This is a genomic window from Mycetohabitans endofungorum, assembly GCF_002927045.1.
Lineage (GTDB): Bacteria > Pseudomonadota > Gammaproteobacteria > Burkholderiales > Burkholderiaceae > Mycetohabitans > Mycetohabitans endofungorum.
Map to the genome: position 1 here is coordinate 97,766 of NZ_PRDW01000010.1, position 20,826 is coordinate 118,591.

Annotated in this window: 19 protein-coding genes and 1 pseudogene; 16 read left to right on the forward strand and 4 right to left on the reverse strand. The window is 63.2% G+C overall.

Annotated features, from left to right (window positions below):
- Window positions 1–54: 54 nt before the first annotated feature.
- From leuB to B0O95_RS11115, 15 genes and pseudogenes are all read left to right on the forward strand, one after another.
- Window positions 55–1,128 (forward strand): 3-isopropylmalate dehydrogenase, encoded by a 1,074-nt coding sequence (gene leuB / locus B0O95_RS11040; RefSeq protein WP_104077937.1) that lies wholly within the window; start codon window positions 55–57, stop codon window positions 1,126–1,128.
- Between the two features lie 348 nt (window positions 1,129–1,476).
- Complete coding sequence (gene asd, locus B0O95_RS11045; RefSeq protein ID WP_104077938.1) at window positions 1,477–2,598, forward strand: aspartate-semialdehyde dehydrogenase; 1,122 nt, start codon at window positions 1,477–1,479, stop codon at window positions 2,596–2,598.
- A 184-nt stretch (window positions 2,599–2,782) separates the two neighbouring features.
- On the forward strand, window positions 2,783–4,135 hold the full coding sequence (locus tag B0O95_RS11050) for a FimV/HubP family polar landmark protein (protein WP_104077939.1): 1,353 nt from the start codon (window positions 2,783–2,785) through the stop codon (window positions 4,133–4,135).
- Window positions 4,136–4,146: 11 nt separating this feature from the next.
- A complete protein-coding gene (gene truA / locus B0O95_RS11055; RefSeq protein ID WP_104077940.1) occupies window positions 4,147–4,947 on the forward strand; it encodes a tRNA pseudouridine(38-40) synthase TruA in 801 nt (266 codons plus the stop codon).
- Complete coding sequence (locus B0O95_RS11060; protein ID WP_104077941.1) at window positions 4,940–5,659, forward strand: phosphoribosylanthranilate isomerase; 720 nt, start codon at window positions 4,940–4,942, stop codon at window positions 5,657–5,659. Before truA ends, B0O95_RS11060 begins: the two co-directional genes overlap by 8 nt.
- A 48-nt stretch (window positions 5,660–5,707) precedes the next feature.
- Window positions 5,708–6,901 (forward strand): tryptophan synthase subunit beta, encoded by a 1,194-nt coding sequence (gene trpB, locus B0O95_RS11065; protein ID WP_104077942.1) that lies wholly within the window; start codon window positions 5,708–5,710, stop codon window positions 6,899–6,901.
- Window positions 6,902–6,930: 29 nt separating this feature from the next.
- Window positions 6,931–7,758, forward strand: coding sequence for a DNA-methyltransferase (locus B0O95_RS11070; protein ID WP_104077943.1), 828 nt, complete (start codon window positions 6,931–6,933; stop codon window positions 7,756–7,758).
- Entirely contained in the window at window positions 7,745–8,548 is an 804-nt protein-coding gene (trpA, locus tag B0O95_RS11075; protein WP_104077944.1) for a tryptophan synthase subunit alpha, read from the forward strand. The genes B0O95_RS11070 and trpA overlap by 14 nt, the downstream gene beginning before the upstream one ends.
- Before the next feature lie 44 nt (window positions 8,549–8,592).
- Window positions 8,593–9,465 carry an acetyl-CoA carboxylase, carboxyltransferase subunit beta gene (gene accD / locus B0O95_RS11080; protein ID WP_076786520.1) on the forward strand — a complete coding sequence of 291 codons (873 nt, stop codon included), beginning with the start codon at window positions 8,593–8,595 and terminating at the stop codon, window positions 9,463–9,465.
- A gap of 28 nt (window positions 9,466–9,493) precedes the next feature.
- Window positions 9,494–10,819 (forward strand): bifunctional tetrahydrofolate synthase/dihydrofolate synthase, encoded by a 1,326-nt coding sequence (gene folC, locus B0O95_RS11085; RefSeq protein WP_104077945.1) that lies wholly within the window; start codon window positions 9,494–9,496, stop codon window positions 10,817–10,819.
- 56 nt (window positions 10,820–10,875) lie between these two features.
- On the forward strand, window positions 10,876–11,586 hold the full coding sequence (locus B0O95_RS11090; RefSeq protein WP_104077971.1) for an SPOR domain-containing protein: 711 nt from the start codon (window positions 10,876–10,878) through the stop codon (window positions 11,584–11,586).
- Between the two features lie 15 nt (window positions 11,587–11,601).
- Window positions 11,602–12,108 (forward strand): CvpA family protein, encoded by a 507-nt coding sequence (locus tag B0O95_RS11095; protein ID WP_104077946.1) that lies wholly within the window; start codon window positions 11,602–11,604, stop codon window positions 12,106–12,108.
- A gap of 36 nt (window positions 12,109–12,144) precedes the next feature.
- Complete coding sequence (purF, locus tag B0O95_RS11100) at window positions 12,145–13,680, forward strand: amidophosphoribosyltransferase (protein ID WP_104077947.1); 1,536 nt, start codon at window positions 12,145–12,147, stop codon at window positions 13,678–13,680.
- A 28-nt stretch (window positions 13,681–13,708) separates the two neighbouring features.
- Window positions 13,709–14,929, forward strand: a complete 1,221-nt coding sequence (locus B0O95_RS11105; protein ID WP_104077948.1) for an O-succinylhomoserine sulfhydrylase — start codon at window positions 13,709–13,711, stop codon at window positions 14,927–14,929.
- A gap of 410 nt (window positions 14,930–15,339) precedes the next feature.
- A pseudogene (locus tag B0O95_RS11115) lies at window positions 15,340–15,486 on the forward strand (EamA family transporter); the annotation flags it as partial.
- Window positions 15,487–15,524: 38 nt separating this feature from the next.
- Here the strand turns inward: B0O95_RS11115 and B0O95_RS11120 are convergent.
- From B0O95_RS11120 to B0O95_RS11135, 4 genes are all read right to left on the reverse strand, one after another.
- The gene (locus B0O95_RS11120; RefSeq protein WP_104077950.1) at window positions 15,525–15,776 is read right to left on the reverse strand and encodes a hypothetical protein; all 252 of its coding nucleotides are present in this window, start codon (window positions 15,774–15,776) and stop codon (window positions 15,525–15,527) included.
- 207 nt (window positions 15,777–15,983) lie between these two features.
- Complete coding sequence (leuA, locus tag B0O95_RS11125; protein WP_104077951.1) at window positions 15,984–17,672, reverse strand: 2-isopropylmalate synthase; 1,689 nt, start codon at window positions 17,670–17,672, stop codon at window positions 15,984–15,986.
- A gap of 316 nt (window positions 17,673–17,988) precedes the next feature.
- The gene (locus B0O95_RS11130) at window positions 17,989–19,227 is read right to left on the reverse strand and encodes a hypothetical protein (protein WP_233203299.1); all 1,239 of its coding nucleotides are present in this window, start codon (window positions 19,225–19,227) and stop codon (window positions 17,989–17,991) included.
- Window positions 19,228–19,576: 349 nt separating this feature from the next.
- Window positions 19,577–20,473 carry a LysR family transcriptional regulator gene (locus B0O95_RS11135; RefSeq protein ID WP_104077952.1) on the reverse strand — a complete coding sequence of 299 codons (897 nt, stop codon included), beginning with the start codon at window positions 20,471–20,473 and terminating at the stop codon, window positions 19,577–19,579.
- 142 nt (window positions 20,474–20,615) lie between these two features.
- On the opposite strand from B0O95_RS11135, the gene B0O95_RS11140 reads away from it, so the two are divergent.
- Complete coding sequence (locus tag B0O95_RS11140; RefSeq protein WP_104077973.1) at window positions 20,616–20,825, forward strand: tautomerase family protein; 210 nt, start codon at window positions 20,616–20,618, stop codon at window positions 20,823–20,825.
- Window position 20,826 lies beyond the last annotated feature (1 nt).

Below are 20,826 nucleotides of genomic sequence, written 5' to 3' on the forward strand. Positions count from 1 at the left end.
GCACGCGTCGCTGCACGTCGTGCCTTTCGGTTCAATGTCTTTGGAATGGAACGTATGAAGATTGCCGTGTTGCCGGGCGATGGGATTGGCCCGGAAATCGTCACCGAGGCAGTAAAAGTACTGAATGCGCTCGACGAGCGCTTCGAGCTGGAGCAGGCTCCGGTCGGCGGCGCCGGCTACGAGGCAAGCGGGCACCCGTTGCCGGACGCCACGCTGGCGCTGGCTAGGCACGCGGACGCGATCCTGTTCGGCGCGGTCGGCGATTGGAAATACGATCAGCTCGAGCGTGCGTTGCGCCCGGAGCAGGCAATCCTTGGCTTGCGCAAGCACTTGCAGTTGTTCGCAAACTTTCGTCCGGCGATTTGCTATCCGGAGTTGACCGGTGCGTCATCGCTGAAGCCGGAGATCGTGTCCGGACTGGACATCTTGATCGTGCGCGAACTGAACGGCGATATCTACTTCGGCCAGCCGCGCGGCCTGCGCGACGCGCCGGACGGCCCGTTCCACGGCAGCCGCGAGGGTTTCGACACGATGCGCTATGCGGAGCCGGAGGTGCGACGGATTGCGCACGTAGCCTTCCAGGCCGCGCAAAAGCGCGCGAAGCGGTTGACCTCGGTAGACAAAGCTAATGTACTGGAGACGTCGCAACTGTGGAAGGACGTCATGATCGACGTGGCGCGCGACTATCCGGATGTCGAACTCTCGCATATGTATGTCGACAACGCGGCGATGCAACTGGTGAAGGCGCCCAAGGCGTTCGATGTGGTTGTCACGGGCAACATGTTTGGCGATATCCTGTCCGACGAAGCCGCGATGCTGACCGGCTCGATCGGGATGCTGCCCTCCGCGTCGCTTGACGCGAATAACAAGGGCCTGTATGAGCCGTCGCACGGATCGGCGCCGGATATCGCGGGCAAGGGCGTGGCCAATCCGCTCGCAACGATCCTGTCGGCTGCGATGATGTTGCGCTACTCTCTGGGGCGCGCCGAACAGGCGGACCGGATCGAGGACGCGGTCAAGCGTGTGCTCGCGCAAGGCTATCGCACCGCGGACATTGCCACGCCGGGTTGCAAGCAAGTCGGCACGCGCGAAATGGGCGATGCGGTCATCGCGGCGCTGGCGCGCTGAGACCGCCCAGGCGATTTGTCCGAGGTGGTGCAAGTTGCTGAATCGGTTCGCTTTTTGAATCAGTTTGGCGCCATCGCGCTACGATTTCGTGTACACTGCGCACCATGATGCCAGCATCCTGCTCCACGAACCTGGTTGCCGCGATCATCGGTGACGATCGCGGCGCGCGTTCGCGCGAGCGGAAATTAGCGGCCGTGCGCGCGGCGCATCGCACGCCTATTAGCACGACGATTATTCGCACCCGCAAAACGATCAAAACTTGATTGTGTCCAGTCGTGTCCGCCTCATCTTCCCCGCGCGGTCACACTGGGGACAGATGCGGGGAAGAATCGATCCCAAAGGTAAGTCATGAACGTAGGTTTCGTTGGATGGCGTGGCATGGTCGGCAGCGTCCTGATGCAACGTATGCAACAGGAGCGCGATTTCGACCTGATAGAGCCGGTCTTCTTCAGTACCAGCAATGCGGGCGGTGCGGCGCCGGCATTCGCGAACACGGACACGAAACTGAAGGACGCGTCCGATATCGACGAACTAAAGCGCTGCGACGCGATCATCACGTGCCAGGGGGGCGACTATACGAACGACGTCTATCCGAAGCTGCGCGCCGCTGGCTGGAAGGGCTACTGGATCGATGCGGCATCTGCGCTGCGGATGAAGGATGATGCGGTGATCATCCTGGATCCGGTCAATCTCGACGTGATCCGTGATTCGCTGGTGCGTGGCGGACGCGATTTCATCGGTGGGAATTGCACCGTGAGCTTGATGCTGATGGCGCTGGGCGGATTGTTCCAGCACGACCTGGTCGACTGGCTGACCGCGATGACGTATCAGGCCGCGTCCGGGGCCGGCGCACAAAACATGCGCGAGCTTTTGGCGCAGATGGGGATGCTGCATGGCGCGGTGGAGCCGCAACTGGCCGATCCCGCGTCGGCCATCCTGGACATCGACCGCCGCGTGTCGTCCGCGATGAACAGTGACGCGATGCCGACGCAGCATTTCGGCGTGCCGCTGGCCGGTTCGCTGATTCCATGGATCGACAAGGACCTGGGCAATGGCATGTCAAAGGAAGAATGGAAGGGTGGCGCCGAGACGAACAAGATCCTCGGCCGTCCAGCCGTCGGCGAGCCGGGGTCGATCCCGGTTGACGGATTGTGCGTGCGCATCGGTGCGATGCGTTGCCACTCACAGGCATTGACGATCAAGCTGAAAAAGGACGTGCCGCTTGACGAGATCTATCAGATGCTGGCGACGGCGAACGATTGGGTGAAGGTCGTGCCGAACGAGCGCGACGCGTCGATGCACGGGCTGTCGCCGGCCAACGTGACCGGCACGTTGTCGGTGCCGGTCGGCCGGTTGCGCAAGCTCGCGATGGGCGGCGAATACCTGTCGGCATTCACGGTCGGCGACCAGTTGCTGTGGGGCGCTGCCGAACCGCTGCGCCGGATGTTGCGCATTTTGCTCGAGCGTTGATCCGCCAGCGAACAACGCGCGTGCCCGTGCGCGCGAAAGACAAGGGCGTTGCGCGCTGCGTGGCGCCTTTTTCGTTTTAAGATTCTGCTTTTGTGATCGAAAGCCGACTGGGATCGGCGCCGGCGTGTGGCACAAGCCAACGGCGGCTCAGGTTAGCACGCATCGTGGCGATGCAGGAGTATCAATGAGTGTTCGAGCAGGGGGCGCGTGCGCTGTGGCGGTGGCGGCAATAGTTGTGGTGTTGCCGCCGGGCGCGGCGGCAGCCGGAACGAATACCAGCGCGGCCGGCACGGCCGGCGCATCGGCTGCCGACAACGCAAGCTCCAATCGTTTTGTCGTCAAGCCTGGCCAGTCGCTGAACGACATAGCCAGTGCTGTGATCCAGTCCAACGACCGGACGATGCGTGACAGGATGGTGGCGCTGCTGTTCGAGGCCAATCCCAGCGCGTTCATGGGGCGCGATCCGAACCGCTTGAAGATCGGCGCGGTGATCCGGGTACCAGACGGCGCGGTGGCGACGGTGACGGCCGCGGCGGGCGTCGCCGGCAATGCACTGCCGCCCGCGGCGTCGGTCGTGGTGACGACCTCCGGCGCACATGCACCGGTTGCGGGTAGCGCCGCAGCTGCAAGCGCCGCGTCGCGCGGTGGTGTGCCGGTTCAGCCATCAGCGTCGGGCACTGCCGCGTCGGGTGGCGTCGCGTCCTCGTCCGCGGCACGGGCGGTCTCGACACCTGCCGTGGCGGCGAGCCAGGGTACGGACCACGCGTCGGCCCGCACGGGTGCTTCGCTACGTCTGTCGCCAGCGATCGCGGCGGGTGCTGCTGCGCTGGCGGTCCTGTTGATGGGGTTGCTGATTGCACTGGTGCGACGACGGCAGCGCGCGGCAGCCCATGCCGCTGACACGGCGCGCGAAGGCCCGACCGGTGACGCTGGTAAGGCCGGCCTGCTGCCTGGGGCCGTTTCCGCCGCCGGAGTACACGACGCGTTGTCGCGCGGTGACACGGTCGAGCACGGTCCGGACGTTGCGCCGCCGTCATCGGGTGTTGTTTTAGCCACCTCAGCAGCCGAATCGCCGACTGTCACGGCAACGCACGCCGGTGAGCGGCAAACGCCGCTGGCGCCCGACTTTCCGGCACACGCCGCTGCCGCGCTGGCATCGCTGGAGCTGTCGCTGCCGCCGCTGTCGTCCACGTCGTCGAGCGTGTACGATGCGGCGATTGCTGCCGTCGAGCGCGACGCACCGATGGCCCCGCCACCATCCGTTGCGCTGCCGCCCCGCGTCGGTGCCGCCCCTTTCGGCGCACTGAACCTCGATTTCGATCTCGATTTGCCGCCGCTGGCCGAGCAATCGTCCGTTGTGTCGACGCCGGACGAACTCGCCGCGATCGCCCGTCACAAGCTCAATCTGGCCGTCGAATACATGGAGTTAGGCGATGCGGCGGGCGCGCGCGCATTGGTTAGCGAAGTCATCGCGTCGAACGACCCAACGACGCTGGACGAGGCGCGGAAGCTGCACGCCGCGCTCGCGCCGCTTTGAGCGGGGTGGCGATGCGCATCGCGCTGGGACTCCAGTATGACGGCGCCGCATTCTGCGGCTGGCAGGCGCAGCCGCACGGCAATACGGTGCAGAACGTGCTCGAGCGTGCACTGGAGCAGTTCGCGCAAGTGTCGCTGCCCACTGTCGTCGCCGGCCGTACCGACACGGGCGTGCATGCGCTCGGTCAAGTCGTGCATTTCGATACACAGCTCGACCGGGCGGAATTTTCGTGGGTTCGGGGAGTCAACGCGTTCTTGCCGCCCAGTGTCTCGGTGCAGTGGGCCAAGCCGGTGCCGCCAACTTTTCATGCGCGCTTTGCAGCGTTCGAGCGCACGTATTTCTATGTGCTGTACGTGCATCCAGTGCGCTCGCCGATGCTCGCGAGGCGCGCCGGGTGGGTTCATACGGCGCTGGATGTCGAGAGGATGCGCAAGGCCGCCGGTTATTTAATCGGTGAACACGACTTTTCGTCGTTTCGCTCGTCCGATTGCCAGGCGAAGACACCCGTCAAGCACCTGTATGCAATCGATATCGTCGAGCACGGGCCGTTCGTGCATTTGCGCTTTCGCGCGAATGCGTTTCTGCATCACATGGTGCGCAACATCATGGGCTGCCTGGTGTCGGTGGGACGGCGCAGGCATCCGGCCCGTTGGATGGCCGAAGTGCTGGCCGCTCGCGAGCGCAAGCACGCGGCGCCGACGTTCATGCCGGACGGCCTGTATCTGGCGCAGGTGGGCTATCCTGACGACTTCGGCGTGCCGCCGCCCAATCTCGCCAGTTTGCCGTTCAGCGAGGTATGGAATCGTGACTGAGCCCGCAACCATCGGGGCCGCCGCGCCGGTCTGCCGTGCGCGGCGCACGCGCGTGAAGCTGTGTGGTCTGTCCACTGCGCAAGACGTCGATTTCGCGGTCGCACTGGGCGCGGATGCGATTGGACTGGTTTTTTATCCGCCTAGCCCGCGTTGTGTGAGCATCGAGCTTGCCGCCGCGCTGGCGCGCCGAGTCCCGGCATTCGTGACTGTGGTGGGGCTGTTCGTCAATGCCGACGACGCGCTGTTCGAACAGGTGCTCGACGCGGTGCCGCTCGGCATGGTGCAATTTCACGGTGACGAGACGCCGCAGCGCTGCGCCGCCTTGGCGGGGCGCGCGGGCCTGCGCTGGATGCGCGCCCTACGTGTCGGACCGGATACCCGGCCGGCTGATTTGGTAGAATCATCGGTTAACTATGCTTGCGCGACGGGCTTGCTGCTTGATACGCTGGTCGCCGGCTATGGTGGGGGCGGAAAGGTTTTCGATTGGTCACTTATTCCAGCAGACATCGCGCGTCAGGCCGTTTTGAGTGGTGGGTTGAACGCGCAAAACGTAACTGACGCCATCCACCGTGTGCGCCCATATGCCGTGGATGTGTCCAGCGGCATCGAAGTGCCGGGTGCAAAGGGCGTGAAGGATCATGCCCGAATGGCGGCGTTCGTCGATGCCGTGCGGGCCGCAGATGTGGCAGCGGCGGCGATGGACGCCCGGTGAACAGTGGGCTCGCGTGACGCGCGGGCCCTGTCTGACGAGAGTGACGCAATGTACAACTTGCCTGATGAACGTGGCCACTTCGGCCCTTATGGTGGCGTGTTCGTCGCCGAAACCTTGGTTCATGCGCTCGCCGAACTGTGCGACGCGTACGACAAATACAGGCAGGATCCCGAGTTCGTCGACGAATATGCGCGCGAGCTGAAGCATTTCGTCGGCCGTCCGTCGCCGATCTATCACGCACAGCGTTGGAGCGAGCTGCTCGGCGGTGCGCAGATTTACTTGAAGCGCGAGGACTTGAATCACACTGGCGCGCACAAGGTCAACAACGTGATCGGCCAGGCGTTGCTGGCGCGCCGTATGGGCAAGCCGCGCGTCATCGCGGAGACGGGCGCCGGCCAGCACGGCGTGGCCACGGCGACGATCGCCGCGCGCCTTGGCATGGAATGCGTGGTGTACATGGGCGTCGAAGATGTGCGCCGGCAGGCGGCGAACGTTTACCGGATGAAGCTGCTTGGCGCGACCGTCGTGCCGGTGGACTCGGGTTCGCGCACGCTGAAGGACGCGCTAAACGAGGCGATGCGCGACTGGGTTACGAATGTCGAGAACACGTTCTACATCATCGGCACCGTGGCCGGCCCTCATCCGTATCCGATGATGGTGCGCGACTTTCAGCGCGTGATCGGCGACGAGTGCCGCGTGCAGATGCCCGAACTAGTCGGCCGCCAGCCGGACGCGGTGATCGCGTGTGTGGGGGGCGGCTCGAATGCGATGGGCATTTTCTATCCCTACATCGACGACACGGCGGTGCAATTAATCGGCGTGGAGGCGGCCGGCGATGGACTGGACAGCGGCCGGCACGCGGCGTCGCTGATCGGGGGCATGCCCGGCGTGCTGCATGGCAACCGCACCTATCTGTTGCAGGACGAGAACGGGCAGATCAACGATACGCATTCGGTCTCCGCGGGGCTGGACTATCCGGGTGTCGGGCCGGAACATGCGTGGCTGCACGATATCGGCCGCGCACAGTACGTCGGAATCACCGATGATGAGGCGCTGAAGGCGTTTTACGACTGCTGCCGCATAGAGGGCATCATTCCCGCGCTCGAGTCCAGCCACGCGCTCGCGTATGCAGCCAAGCTCGCACCGAGCCTGGCGCGTGACAAGCTGCTACTGGTGAACCTGTCGGGCCGTGGCGACAAGGACATGCATACGGTGGCCGAGCGCACCGGCCTCGCGTTTTGAGCGCGCGTGGTGACACGACACCGATCACGATGCGCGGCGACGCGCTGCATCCGCGCGCCATCCCGCCGGGGATTGCGTTACGCAATCGCGATTTCGTTGCTGACGTAGGCAGCCTGGCTGACCAGTCGATCGACCTGATCCTGGCCGACCCGCCATACGGGCTGGGCAAGGACTATGGCAATGATTCGGACAAGCGCAACGGCCAGGATTTCATCGCGTGGACCTGCCGCTGGCTCGAGCTGGCAATTCCGAAGCTTAAGCCGAGCGGCTCACTGTATGTATTCTGCACGTGGCAATACGCGCCGGAAATCTTCTGCTTCTTGAAGCGCCGGCTCACGATGATCAACGAGATTATCTGGGACCGGCGCGTGCCGAGCATGGGCGGCACGACGCGCCGGTTCACGTCGGTGCACGACAACATCGGCTTTTTCGCGGCGTCGAAGGACTATTACTTCGACCTAGACTCGGTGCGTATTCCGTACGATCCTGTCACGAAGAAGGCCCGCTCGCGGCGCATTTTCGAAGGCAGCAAATGGCTAGAACTCGGCTATAACCCGAAGGACGTCTGGTCGGTGTCGCGCCTGCACCGCCAGCATGCCGAGCGCGTCGCGCATCCGACGCAAAAGCCGCTGGAGATTATCGAGCGAATGGTGCTGTCCAGCTGTCCGCCGGGCGGTCTGGTGCTCGATCCGTTCATGGGCAGCGGCACCACCGCGGTGGCCTGCGCGCGGCGCCAGCGCCGCTTTGTTGGCTACGAGATCAATCCTGAATACTGCGCGCTTGCTCGCCGGCGATTGGCTGAGCTGGAGGCAGACCGCGCGATCTTAGACGAGACTTCATCCCATGTCCCGAATTGAAACGAAGTTTGCGGCGTTGACCCGCGCTCGACGCAAGGGCCTGATTCCATTCATGACCGCGGGCGATCCGGACCCGGCGCGCACCGTCGAGTTCATGCACGCGCTGGCTGCTGGCGGCGCCGACGTAATCGAGCTGGGTGTGCCGTTCTCGGACCCGATGGCCGACGGCCCCGTGATCCAGCGCTCGTCCGAGCGGGCACTGGCGCGCGGTATCACGCTGCGGCGCGTGCTCGACGACGTGCGCGCGTTTCGCGAGCGCGATCGTGATACACCCGTGGTGCTGATGGGCTACGCGAATCCGATCGAGCGGATGGGGCGCGAGGCGTTCGGCGCCGCGGCGCGTGAGGCCGGCGTCGATGGCGTGCTGGTGGTCGACTATCCGCCCGAGGAAGCTGCCGAATTCGCCGACGCGATGCGCGGCTACGGCATCGATCCGATCTTCCTGCTCGCGCCGACGTCCACCGAAGAGCGCATTGCCGCGGTGGGGCGCGTGGCGAGCGGTTATGTCTATTATGTGTCGCTCAAGGGCGTGACTGGTGCGGCAAATCTCGACGTTTCCAGCATCGCAGGTAAAATGCCGACCATCAAGGCGCGGGTGCCTCTGCCGATCGGAGTCGGTTTCGGCATTCGCGATGCCGCCACGGCCCGTGTGGTCGCCGAGGTCAGCGACGCGGTCGTGATCGGTAGCCGCATTGTCCAACTGCTCGAGCAGACGCCCGGGCAGGACGCTGCGAACGTACTCAAGACGTTTGTTGCCGAGGTGCGGCACGCGCTGGACCACGCAGCCTGAACCCGGCGGCATGCCGCGACGAAACTACGCATCGAGGAGCTTTCATGAGTTGGCTGGATAAACTGCTGCCGCCGAAGATCAAGCAAACGGATCCGCGCAGCCGCAAGAGCATCCCGGAAGGACTGTGGGTCAAGTGCCCGAACTGCGAAGCGGTGCTTTACCGCAATGATGTGCAGGCCAATCTACACGTGTGTCCGAAGTGCGATCACCATATGCGGATGGGTGCGCGTGAGCGGTTGGACGTGTTGCTCGATCCGGAGGGCCGCTATGAAATCGGCCAGGAGATCGTGCCGGTCGATGCGCTGAAGTTCAAGGACAGCCGTAAATACCCGGATCGGCTCAAGGACGCGATGGACGAGACCGGTGAGACCGACGCGATGGTCGTGATGGGCGGTGCGATCCACACATTGCCGGTAGTGGTCGCCTGCTTTGAGTTCGCGTTCATGGGCGGTTCGATGGGCTCGGTCGTCGGCGAGCGCTTCGTGCGCGGGGCGAAGAACGCGCTCGAGCAGCAGGTCCCGTTTATTTGCTTTGCCGCATCGGGCGGTGCGCGGATGCAGGAAAGCGTGCTATCGCTGATGCAGATGGCCAAGACCACAGCGATGCTCACAAAGCTCTCCGAGGCCAAGCTGCCGTTCATCTCGGTGCTGACCGACCCGACGATGGGCGGCGTGTCGGCCAGCTTCGCGTTCTTGGGCGATGTCGTGATTGCCGAGCCCCGCGCGCTGATCGGCTTCGCCGGCCCGCGCGTGATCGAGCAGACGGTGCGCGAGAAACTGCCAGAGGGCTTTCAGCGTTCGGAATTCCTGCTGCAAAAAGGTGCGATTGATATGATCGTGGATCGTCGCAAGATGCGCGAGGAAATCGCCCGGCTGATCGCGCTGTTGACGCACCAGCCGGCGGACGCGGTCGCGTGAAGCGGCGGCGCTCGACACTGGGGCTGTCATGACTGTTTTCGCCACGCTTCAGGATTGGCTCGCGCATCTGGAAACCGCCCATCCGGTCGGTATCGACATGGGGCTGGCACGCATTGGGCGCGTCAAGGCGGCGCTTGGACTACAGTTCGACTGTCCGGTGATCACCGTGGGCGGCACCAACGGCAAGGGATCGACGTGCGCGATCCTAGAAGCGATTCTGCTGCGTGCCGGCTATCACGTCGGGTGCCACACGTCGCCACACCTGCTCGAGTTCAACGAACGCGCGCGCGTGGACGGCCGCAATGCGACCGATGACGAACTACTGCCGCATTTCGAGGCGATCGAGGCTGCACGGTTGTCGTTGCCCGAGCCGGTGTCGCTGACTTACTTCGAGTTCACGACGCTGGCGATCATGCGCTTGTTCGCATCCCGCCAGCTCGATGCGGTGATTTTGGAGGTCGGCCTGGGCGGCCGGCTCGACGCGGTGAATATCATCGATGCCGATTGTGCGGTCATCACCAGCGTCGATCTGGACCACCAGCATTACCTTGGCGACACGCGGGAGCAAATCGGCCGCGAGAAGGCGGGGATCTTTCGTCCCGGCAAGCCAGCGATCGTCGGCGATCCGCTGCCGCCGTCCAGCGTGGTCGAGCATGCCGAGGCGATCGGCGCCGACCTGTGGCTGTTCAACCGCGACTTCCACTACGAGGGTCATGCCGGCAGCGAGCGGCAGCAATGGAGCTACCGCGGCCGCACGCTGAAACGCGCGGCGCTGGCCTATCCGGCGCTGCGCGGTGCAAACCAGTTGCTCAATACCGCGGCGGCGCTCGCCGCGCTCGAGGCGCTGCGCGAGCATCTGCCAGTCAGCGCGCAGGACATCCGGCTCGGGCTGGCCAACGTCGAGCTGCCCGGGCGCTTCCAGGTGCTGCCCGGCAAACCGGCGATCGTGCTGGATGTTGCACACAACCCTCACGCGGCCGCGGTGTTGGCACAGAATCTGGGCAACATGGGCTATTTCCCCTACACCTATGCGGTGTTCGGCGCGATGGCCGACAAGGATATCGCCGGCGTGCTTGCACGCTTGAAAGGTGAGGTCGACCATTGGTGCGTAACCGAATTGCCCACGTCGCGTGCGGCCAGTGCGGTCGACATCGAACAGACATTGGTGGCGCTGGGTGTGTCGCGCGGCGATCCCGACGCACCCTCGGACGCGTCGATCCGGCAGTTCGCGAATCCACAGCTTGCCTATCAGGATGCACTCAGCCGGGCGTGCGAAAATGATAGAATCGTGGTTTTTGGCAGTTTCTATACGGTAGCCGGCGTGCTGGCCTATCGTAAGATGCAGCATCATTGATCCGCGCGGCGCGCGAGCCGGGCAGACCGGTCTGCCGGCGCCGCCACGAGCCACATATGGGATTGTTCTCCTTCGGCAGCAAAGACGACGCGGGCCCGTCCCGGACCACCGCGGGGAGCCGTGCCGCCCGCACGAGCCGCCGCGAGCAGCGTGCCGAGCGCCGCTCCGATCCGGACGCAATGCTGCTCGATCCGACGCTGCCTGAGAAACAGCGCGCGCGTCGGCGCCTGGTCGGTGCGATCGCGCTGGTCGTGGCGGCCGTGGTCGCGCTGCCGGTGATTCTCGACTCCCACCCAAAGCCCTTTACCGACGACATCGCCATCCAGATTCCGGCGCGGCTCGAATCGGCGCCGGCATCGTCGCATGCGCATGACGATGATGTGATGCCGGCTGCGCCGCCGCCGGCCATCGCGCCGCCGCCGCGCGGCAAGACTGCGATGGAAACCGGGCGCGCTCGAGCACAAAGCGGTGCGAATGCGTCATTTGATGTGTCGAGCCCCGGCGGTATGCCGAATGCGCCAGCCGGCAATCGCTACGTGGTGCAACTGGGCGCGCTGAACAGCGATGCCGCCGCGCGGGAGTGGGTGGGCCGGTTGAAGGCGCTCGGCGTGCCGGCCTATATCGAGCGCCGGCGCCAGTCCGACGGCAGCGAGCGCATCCTATTGCGCGCCGGGCCCTTCGCCGATCGTTCGGCGGCCGCTGCCGCGGTGGCGAAGGTGCGCGAGGCCGGCCTGACCTCGGGCGGCGACAGTAAGCGCACGCAATAGAGAACGGCTGACGAAGTGACAGACGCGACGTTAACCGCTTTCGACTACGCCGTGATCGCGGTTATCGGCCTGTCGGCGCTGCGCGGGATGTGGCGGGGGCTGCTGGCGGAGGTATTCGGCCTGATTGGGTGGGTCGTCGCGTTGATTGTCGCCGCGATCTATGCGCCAGCGCTGGTACGCTATGTACCGGCGAACTGGCCCGGCGGCGTGCTGACGCAGTACCTAGTCGCGTTCTTCGGCTTGGCGGCGGCTGTACTGGTTGTCTCTGGCGTGGTCGGTGCGCTAATCACGCGGCTTGCCGAAGCCGGCGGGCTGCGCGGTGTCGATCGCACGTTGGGCATACTATTTGGGCTGATACGAGGCGTCCTGCTGGTACTCGTATTGGTGGCGGTCGCCGGGTTGACCGAGCTGCCGCGACAGAATTTTTGGCGCAACGCGATGTTCAGGTCTTATGCCGAACACGGCGTGCGCGAACTGAAACCGTTCCTGCCGGCCGCGATCGCGGCGTACGTGCATTTCTGAGCGGCACCCGGATTCAATTTCTTTGAAGGACATGCCATGTGCGGCATCGTAGGCGTAATTTCCCAGTCTCCCATCAATCAGCTGATCTATGACAGCTTGCTACTGCTGCAGCATCGCGGCCAGGACGCGGCCGGTATTGCAACGGCCAACGGCAGCACGTTCCACATGTACAAGGCAAACGGCATGGTGCGCGACGTGTTCCGCACGCGCAACATGCGCTCGCTGCCCGGCAACTGCGGGATCGGCCAGGTCCGCTATCCGACCGCCGGCTCGGCCAGTAGTGCAGAGGAGGCCCAACCGTTCTACGTGAATGCACCGTTTGGTATCATCCTCGCGCACAACGGCAACGTGACGAACTGGGAACAGCTCAAGGACGAAATGTTCCGCATCGACCGCCGGCACATCAACACGAGTTCCGATTCCGAGGTGCTGCTCAATGTGTTCGCACACGAGCTGCAGTTGGCCACGACCGGGTTCTCGCTGGAGCCTGACGCGATCTTCAAGGCGGTGTCCGCGGTGCACCGGCGCGTGAAGGGCTCTTATGCGATCGTCGCGTTGATTGCCGGATACGGGTTGCTGGCGTTTCGTGATCCGCATGGTATCCGGCCGCTGGCCATCGGCAAGCACGACACCGTGCAGGGCACCGAATGGATAATCGCATCCGAATCGGTCGCGCTCGAGGGCATCGGTTTCGAGTTCGTACGAGACGTGGCGCCTGGCGAAGCCGTGTTCATCGGCATGGACGGCGTGCTACACGCAAAGCAATGCGCGCAGCATCCCAGCCTGAATCCGTGTATCTTCGAGCTTGTCTACCTAGCGCGGCCCGACTCGGTGCTCGATGGTGTGCCCGTCTACAACGCGCGGTTGCGCATGGGCGACTACCTGGCCGAAAAGATCAAGCGCACGCTGCCCGGCATGCAGATTGATGTCGTGATGCCGATTCCTGATTCGTCGCGGCCGGCGGCGATGCAGGTCGCCAAGAAGCTCAACATCGAATATCGCGAAGGGTTCTTCAAGAATCGCTATGTTGGCCGCACCTTTATCATGCCCGGTCAGGCAGTGCGCAAGAAGTCGGTGCGCCAGAAGCTCAACGCGATGGCGGTCGAGTTCAAGGGCCGCAATGTGTTGATCGTCGACGACTCGATCGTGCGCGGCACCACGTCACAGGAGATCGTGCAAATGGCACGCGACGCCGGCGCGAACAAGGTGATCTTTGCCTCGGCGGCACCGCCAGTGCGCTTCCCGAATGTGTATGGCATCGATATGCCGACCCGCGGTGAATTGGTGGCGCATGGTCGGACCGACCAGGAAGTGGCGCAGATCATCGGCGCCGATGCGCTCGTCTACCAGGACGTCGAGGACATGAAGCAGGCGGTGCGTGACACGAACCCGCAGCTGCAGAATTTCGAGGCGTCGTGCTTCGACGGCCACTACATCACCGGCGACGTGACGACTGAGTATCTGGACAAGATCGAACGGGTGCGGCTCGATCCGACGTCACAGTCGGACCGGGATGCGACCGGTGAAGGCAACGACCGCTCACAACTGCACCTGCATTTGTCGGTTGAATGAGCAAGCAAACCATCGGCGAACGTCATCCATGAGCGATTTTCTCCACCCACATGACGGGGATCCGCAAGAATTGTCCAGCGATACGCTGGCGGTGCGTGCCGGTACGCGGCGCACGCCGTTCAACGAGCACTCCGAGGCGTTGCTGCTGACTTCGAGCTTCTGTTTCGACAGCGCGGCGCAGGCCGCCGAGCGCTTTGCCGACTCCGAAAACAGCTTCACTTATTCGCGCTTCACGAATCCGACGGTATCGATGTTCCAGGACCGTCTGGCGGCGCTCGAAGGCGGCGAGGCTTGTATCGCGACCGCTTCCGGCATGAGCGCTATCCTGTCGATCGTATTGTCGGTGCTGCAGGCCGGTGAACACATCGTCAGTTCCCGGAGCCTGTTCGGCTCGACGCTCGGCATGTTCGCGCAGATGCTGCCGCGGCTGGGCATCACGACGACGTTCGTCGATCCGTCCGACCTGCATGCCTGGCGTCGCGCGGTGACGCCCACCACTCGGATGTTCTTTCTGGAGACGCCGTCGAATCCGCTCACCGAGGTGTCGGACATCGAAGCGGTGAGCCAGATCGCGAAGCAGGCAGGGGCATTGTTCGTCGTCGACAACTGCTTCTGTAGCCCGGCGTTGCAGCAGCCGCTGAAGCTCGGGGCAGACGTGGTGATGCACTCGGCCACCAAGTATCTGGACGGCCAAGGTCGCGTGCTCGGCGGCGCGCTGGTGGGGGAGCGGCAGTTGTTGATGGAGAAGGTGTTCCCGTTCGTGCGCAGCGCCGGCCCGACGCTGTCCGCGTTCAACGCATGGGTGCTGCTTAAGGGCATGGAGACCTTGCACGTGCGGCTCGAGCGGCAGTCAGCCAACGCACTTGAGCTGGCGCGTTGGCTTGACGCGCATCCGGCGGTGAACCGGGTCTTCTATCCGGGGCTTCAGTCGCATCCGCAGCACGCGCTCGCCCAGCGCCAGCAGCGTGCCGGCGGCGCGATCGTATCGTTCGAGCTCAACGGCGACTCGCCCGAGCAGATGCGCGCCAACGCATGGCGCGTGATCGACGGCACGAGGATCTGCTCGATCACGGGCAACCTTGGCGACACGCGCACCACGCTGACCCATCCGGCGACTACCACGCATGCGCGGATCACGGAGCAGGCCCGAGCGGCTGCCGGTATCACCGAAGGCTTGATCCGGATGTCGGTTGGTCTTGAAGGAGTCGATGACCTGAAGCGCGACCTGGCGCGCGGCCTGAACGGCTGACCGTCGCCACGATAGGCTCCCGTCGCCGCGTCCGCGTTGCCTGCCGCTCAGGCGAGCTTGTGCGACGCGTCGGCCGCCGACAACCATTGCGGGGCAGCGGCCGCATTGATGAACAGGCAGCCGGCGAACTGCGCGGACTTGAGCCAACGATCATGTCAGACGAAGACCGCCCGCAACTGGGCGAGCGGTTCCCGCTGCTTGTCCACCAACGCCGCCACTGACTCGGCTCGCTGCACCGCGTGCGTAGCACGTCCAGCACCAATTGGCTCTTGGACGCAAAGTGCTTGTACATCGTCATTTTGGCGACGCCGGATTCGGCAATGATCCGATTCGGTCGGCGCGAGTGGATCGGTCTTCCTGTCGGTGTCCTGGTATTCGCGACATGCTGGACAGTGCCCCCGCGTAATCCATTTGCCACCCTGTTTGGCTGGTGGCTGTTCGGCGAGACGTTGTCGTTGCGCGCGATGGCCGGCTGCGCGTTGATGCTGGCCGGGCTGCTCGTGTGTCAACTCGGCGGCGGCTGGTTGGCATCGCGGCGGCGCGCAGCCAGGTCCGCCGCGACATCCCCGCGGCGTCTAGGGCGCTGCTGGCGCAATCAGCGCGACGCGGCCAACGTGCGCAGCACTGCATCGCCTTCGGGAGTCAGCTCGACGTGCGATCCGCTCTCTGACGAATCGACGATACGTACTAGTCCGACTTCCGCCAGCGCGGCGACATCTGGCTTGGCGGCGAGAGCGCCGGCTGGCGCGTGCAGTAACAGCAGCAGCGTGGCTATTTCATGGTGGCTCAATAGGCGGCGCAACAACGGCTTGCGCGGTGACGACGTATTGACGGTATCGGCGTTCATGCGCTGGGTATCTGCAAGGTTTTTACAATGCTGGCCGCCGGCAAGGGGGAGCCGCCGGCGGCGATGTCGAATGACCGGGGTTGGACCACGGGTACCGCGTGCTGTTCCGTGATACACGAAACCCGGTGTATTGTCGCCGGGCACCTGTGCATGCGTTGAACCGGGGCGTTACGCAGCTCGGCTGACGCCGGCGTTGGTCGATGCCTGCTATACGGCATCGAAGAACGTGTGTTGCCTTGTGGCGTCACAGCGCGCATACGCCCGGTTCACGCCATTCACGACCGCGCGGATCGACGCAGTCGTCAGATTCGCATCAATGCCGACGCCGAACGCGCTGCCGCACACGGCGGAACCGGCTAGTTCAGCGATGGCGATGGCCTGTGCGTCGGCGCCCTGGTTCAACGCGCGCTCCTCATAGTGCTGGATGCGCAGCGGCGTGCGCAGCGCGCGCATCAGCGCATCGAGAGGACCGTTGCCCGTGCCGGTCAGAACCTGCTGGCGGCCATGGATCTGAACGGTGACCGCGATGGATTCGCCGCCCTCGTGCTTGGACAATTCGTGGCCGATGTAGCGCAGCGGTGCATCGTTGCGCGCATATTCCTGCTGGAACAAAGCCCAGATTTGTGCGGCGCTGACCTCCTGGCCGCTGTCGTCAGTGTGCCGCTGTACCGCGGCGCTGAAATCGACCTGCAGCCGCCGTGGCAGCGCGATGCCATAGCCCTGTTCGAGCAGGTATGCGATACCGCCCTTGCCGGATTGACTGTTGACGCGGATGATTGAGTCATAGGTACGGCCCAGGTCACTCGGATCGATTGGCAGGTAAGGGACTTCCCAGAAGGCATTGACCTGCTGTGCGGCGAAGCCTTTCTTGATTGCATCTTGGTGAGAGCCCGAGAACGCGGTGAACACCAGGTCACCGGCGTACGGGTGACGCGGATGTACAGGCAGTTGGGTACATTCTTCGGCGGTGCGCGCGATCTCGTTGATCTGCGAGAAGTCCAGGCCCGGATCGACGCCCTGTGTGTACAGATTCAGCGCGAGTGTCACGAGGTCGACGTTACCCGTGCGCTCGCCGTTGCCGAACAGGCATCCTTCAATCCGGTCCGCGCCGGCCATGACCGCGAGCTCTGCCGCGGCGACGGCCGTGCCGCGGTCGTTATGCGGATGCACGGACAGGATCAGCGAGTCCCGCCGCGCCAGGTGACGGTGCATCCATTCGATCTGGTCCGCGTAGAAATTCGGTGTCCCAATCTCGACGGTGGCGGGCAGGTTGACGATGGCCTTGTGCTCGGGGCTTGGCTGCCAGATGTCGAACACCGCATCGCAGACTTCCTTGGCGAAGTCCAACTCGGTCGCGGTAAAAGTCTCCGGACTGTATTGCAGCGTGAACCGCGTTTGGGGCACCGCGTCAGCGAATTGCTTGATCAAGCGGGCAGCCCGCTCCGTCAGTTGTCGCACGCCATTGCGGTCGGTGCCGAATACGATGCGGCGAAATGCTGGCGCGGTGGCGTTGTACAGGTGGACGATCGCGCGCGGTGCACCGCGCAGCGACGCGAACGTACGCTCGATCAAGTCTTCGCGCGCTTGTGTGAGGACTTCGATTGTCACGTCGTCGGGGATGTGGCCGCCTTCGATCAACTCCCGCACGAAGTTGAAATCCGTTTCGGAGGCGGAGGGGAATGCGACTTCGATCTCTTTAAAACCAATGGCGACCAGCGTCTTGAACAGACGCATCTTACGCTTGGCATCCATCGGCTCGAACAGCGCCTGGTTGCCGTCGCGCAAATCGGTGCTCATCCAGATCGGCGCGCGGGTGATCGTACGCGTGGGCCATACACGATCCGGCAACTCGATCGGCGTGAAAGGACGGTATTTGATCGAAGGGTCTTTCAGCATGGTTCGTCTCGCCAAGGGTCGAAAAACATCGGGCCGGCATTGCGACCGGAAGGCATGGACGAACAAGACCGCCGGTCGGTTACCGGGGCCAGGTAGTCAGATCAGGGGATTCAGGGGGCTTCGTTAATGAAGCTGCCATGAAGCGCGCGCAAACAGACCCAGCCCGAACAAGCAGGCTAGTAGTCGTAGCGATAGACGGATCGGTGCGCGGTTCATGTGGATAATGGAATCACAGTATCGTGGCGATGTCAATGATGGCTAGCCTAGCGTCAGACTGACGTTGCAGCCGGCCAAGTTGTGCGTGCCGAAGCTGCTGTTAAGGCAACTCACTTTTGAGCCATGGCATACTGTTACCGATTTGTGTCCGCACCGCCTCAGAAAATTGATTGGTTTGTATAAAGCGGATAATCTCAGCCTTAGCCAATGGCCATTGGTGAAAGTGTGGAGCTATTGGACCGTTCTCCCGAAGCTTACAAAGAAAGCGCGAGAACGTTGCCGCATCCACGCCATTGAGCAGACTTAACGCCTGCTGCCACACCCGCTGCGCTAGCGCATTATCTAAATTATGGAGATGGATATCGAAAAGCAATCCAAGCGCCACCTGCTCACGCTGTGCCGCGGGTACGCGCGCCAGCTGGGGCTCAATTAGCGCGAACTCCTGTGCACGTAGTTCGGGCGGCAACCTATAGAGTCCTTTTATGAAACACTGCGGGGGTCCCCATTCCTCGCCTGGCAGCGATAGGGCGGCTCCCCACTGATCGTCGGGCAGCGATAAGGCCCAATCGCGCAGCTCTGCGTAGATCGTGAATTGCTCCGCTGGCGGCAATCTCCAAAGTTTACTCGCCAACGCGCCGACTGATGCGCCTTGATGAGACGGTGGCAGCTGCCGGGCCCGTTCGCGTAAGGCCGCATGCAGTTCAGGAATGTTCACGCGCCATTCTCTAGGTTTAAAATAAAATAATGCTTTGCACAATACCGGAATCAATGCCGCTTGCTCAGGTACGCTTAACGATGGCAACCGAAATAAAAACGCCTGATAATACCCAAGAAACGCGTCGAACGGGCAAGCCCAGCTAGTCGCTAATGCGTATGCCAGTTCCGGCCAGAAATTTTCTTGTTCGGGCCCGCGCTGCGCTGCCATTGCGTGAACAAAGTCGAACACCTCCTGAAACTCGTGCCCAGACAATGCACGGTTATCGAAAAGATGACGTAACGTGAACAGCATTACCCTTTGTATCCGCACGCCGTATTCTGGAAGGCGGTCCGCGGCCGAGAACACTCGCTTAAACGCGTCGAGGCGCTCGGCCTGCGGCAACGTGTGCAGACGCCGGCGCAGCGAGTCAATGGGCTCGACCTGCTGCGTTGGCTGGTGGAGCGTGCGCTCCATCTCATCGAGCAGCTGGTTGACTGACGCCAAGCTCGTGGCTTGGTTAGCACGTTGCCAATAGTGCCAGACAAGCCGCCGGTCATGCATTGAACGATACGTATGGCGATCGATTGCCGAGAAATGTCCCATGTCTCGAATGGGCACGTAGTCACCGATCCGCTGAATCACTTCGGGCGGTAGGTCCTGATAGGTGGTGGGCCCGGTGGCCGACCTGCCAGCCAGAGCACCGCTTGACGGCGTCAATGGCGGCGGCGTCGAGCCGGCGGGTGCCGGGCAGGCTGCCAACGCGCACAGATAAGTCTGCTGGTTGTTTAAAGCGGCGTTTAGATCAAAGTCCATTGGCAAGCTCGGTAAGAGGTGGGATATATACAACGTGAAGCGATGCTGCACCATAAAATAGTCGAAAGCGAACAAATAGTCGATCTTCGCCCATTGCGTGTCACTCATCAGTCTGCGCACCATCCCGATTCCCCTTGAGAATCAAAATGGAAACACATTTATTGTGTGTTAACGACCACTAGTGCTTGCCGGCATGGCGGCGTCGCCGGATCACGTCCAGGAATGCATGCAGAATCGGCGTATCGTCGTCGCGCCGATACAGGCAACTGAGCTCGATGTGGCGCATGCGTCGCGACTGCAGCGGCCGGTAGGTGACGCCCGGCAAGCGCAGGTTGGCGGCGGAAGCCGTGGTGATGCAGACGCCGAACCGGCTGGCCACCAGGGCGATGCAGGTCACCACGTCCTCCACCTCCTGTTCCACCCGCAACGTCACATGTTCTCGCTTAAAGGCGGCCGCGATTTCTTGGGCGAGCCCATGCACGGGCGCGTTCGGATACAGAATCATCGGCTCGCCGTCCAGGTCGCGCAGTCGTATCCGCTCCTTCTTGCATAGTGGATGACCATCGTACAGCGCGACGAGGTACGGCTCCTCGAGTACTTTCTCGACGGCGATGTCGTCATCGTGCGGCACCAGCCGGTTGAAGCCGATCGTGATCCGGCGCTCGCGCAACGCATCGAGCTGTTGGGCCTTGGTCAGATTGTGCAGTCCTATCTTGATCCGTGGCCGTTCGGTATGAAAGGTGGCGAGCAACTGCGGAATCACCTGCAAGATGCCGGAGCTGAAGATGCCCACGTCCAGTCGTCCGATCAGCCCCTGGCCGGCGAGTTGCGTCTGCTCGGTAGCTCTTTGGGCAAGCGCCAGGATGTTGGGCACTTCGGCGAGCAGCGTGCGTCCCGCCTCAGTCAACTCCGCGCCGCGCGCACTGCGCACGAACAGCGTGACGCCCAATTGCGCCTCCATGGCATGGATATGTCGCGTCAATGGTGGCTGCGCAATATGCAGACGTTGGGCGGCGCGTCCGAAATTGCGTTCCTGGGCGACTGCGAGGAAGTACCGCATTTGCTTCAGATCCATCGTTCGCATCCCGTTATGCCATACCGTTTCAGTATCGTAACGTAAAAAAATAGTATTGGACGGTATGTCCGGCGGTTGGCAAGATGGTTACCGTGCTGGCGCGTTCGCGCCTGCGCGGACTCAGTACTTCAAGGGAAGTTCGATGCCAATCGTACATATCTCGCTGGTCGAAGGCCGCAGTGAAGCAGCGGTCAAGGCTTGCGTCAAGGCGGTCGCCGTCACGGTGCACGAGACGCTTGGCGTACCGCTGCAGAGCATCCGTGTGTATGCAACCCAAGTGCCGGCCGTGCACTGGGCGATCGGTGCGCACACGAAGGATGAAGCGGCCGCGCAGCCGGAGTGGAGGGCTTGAC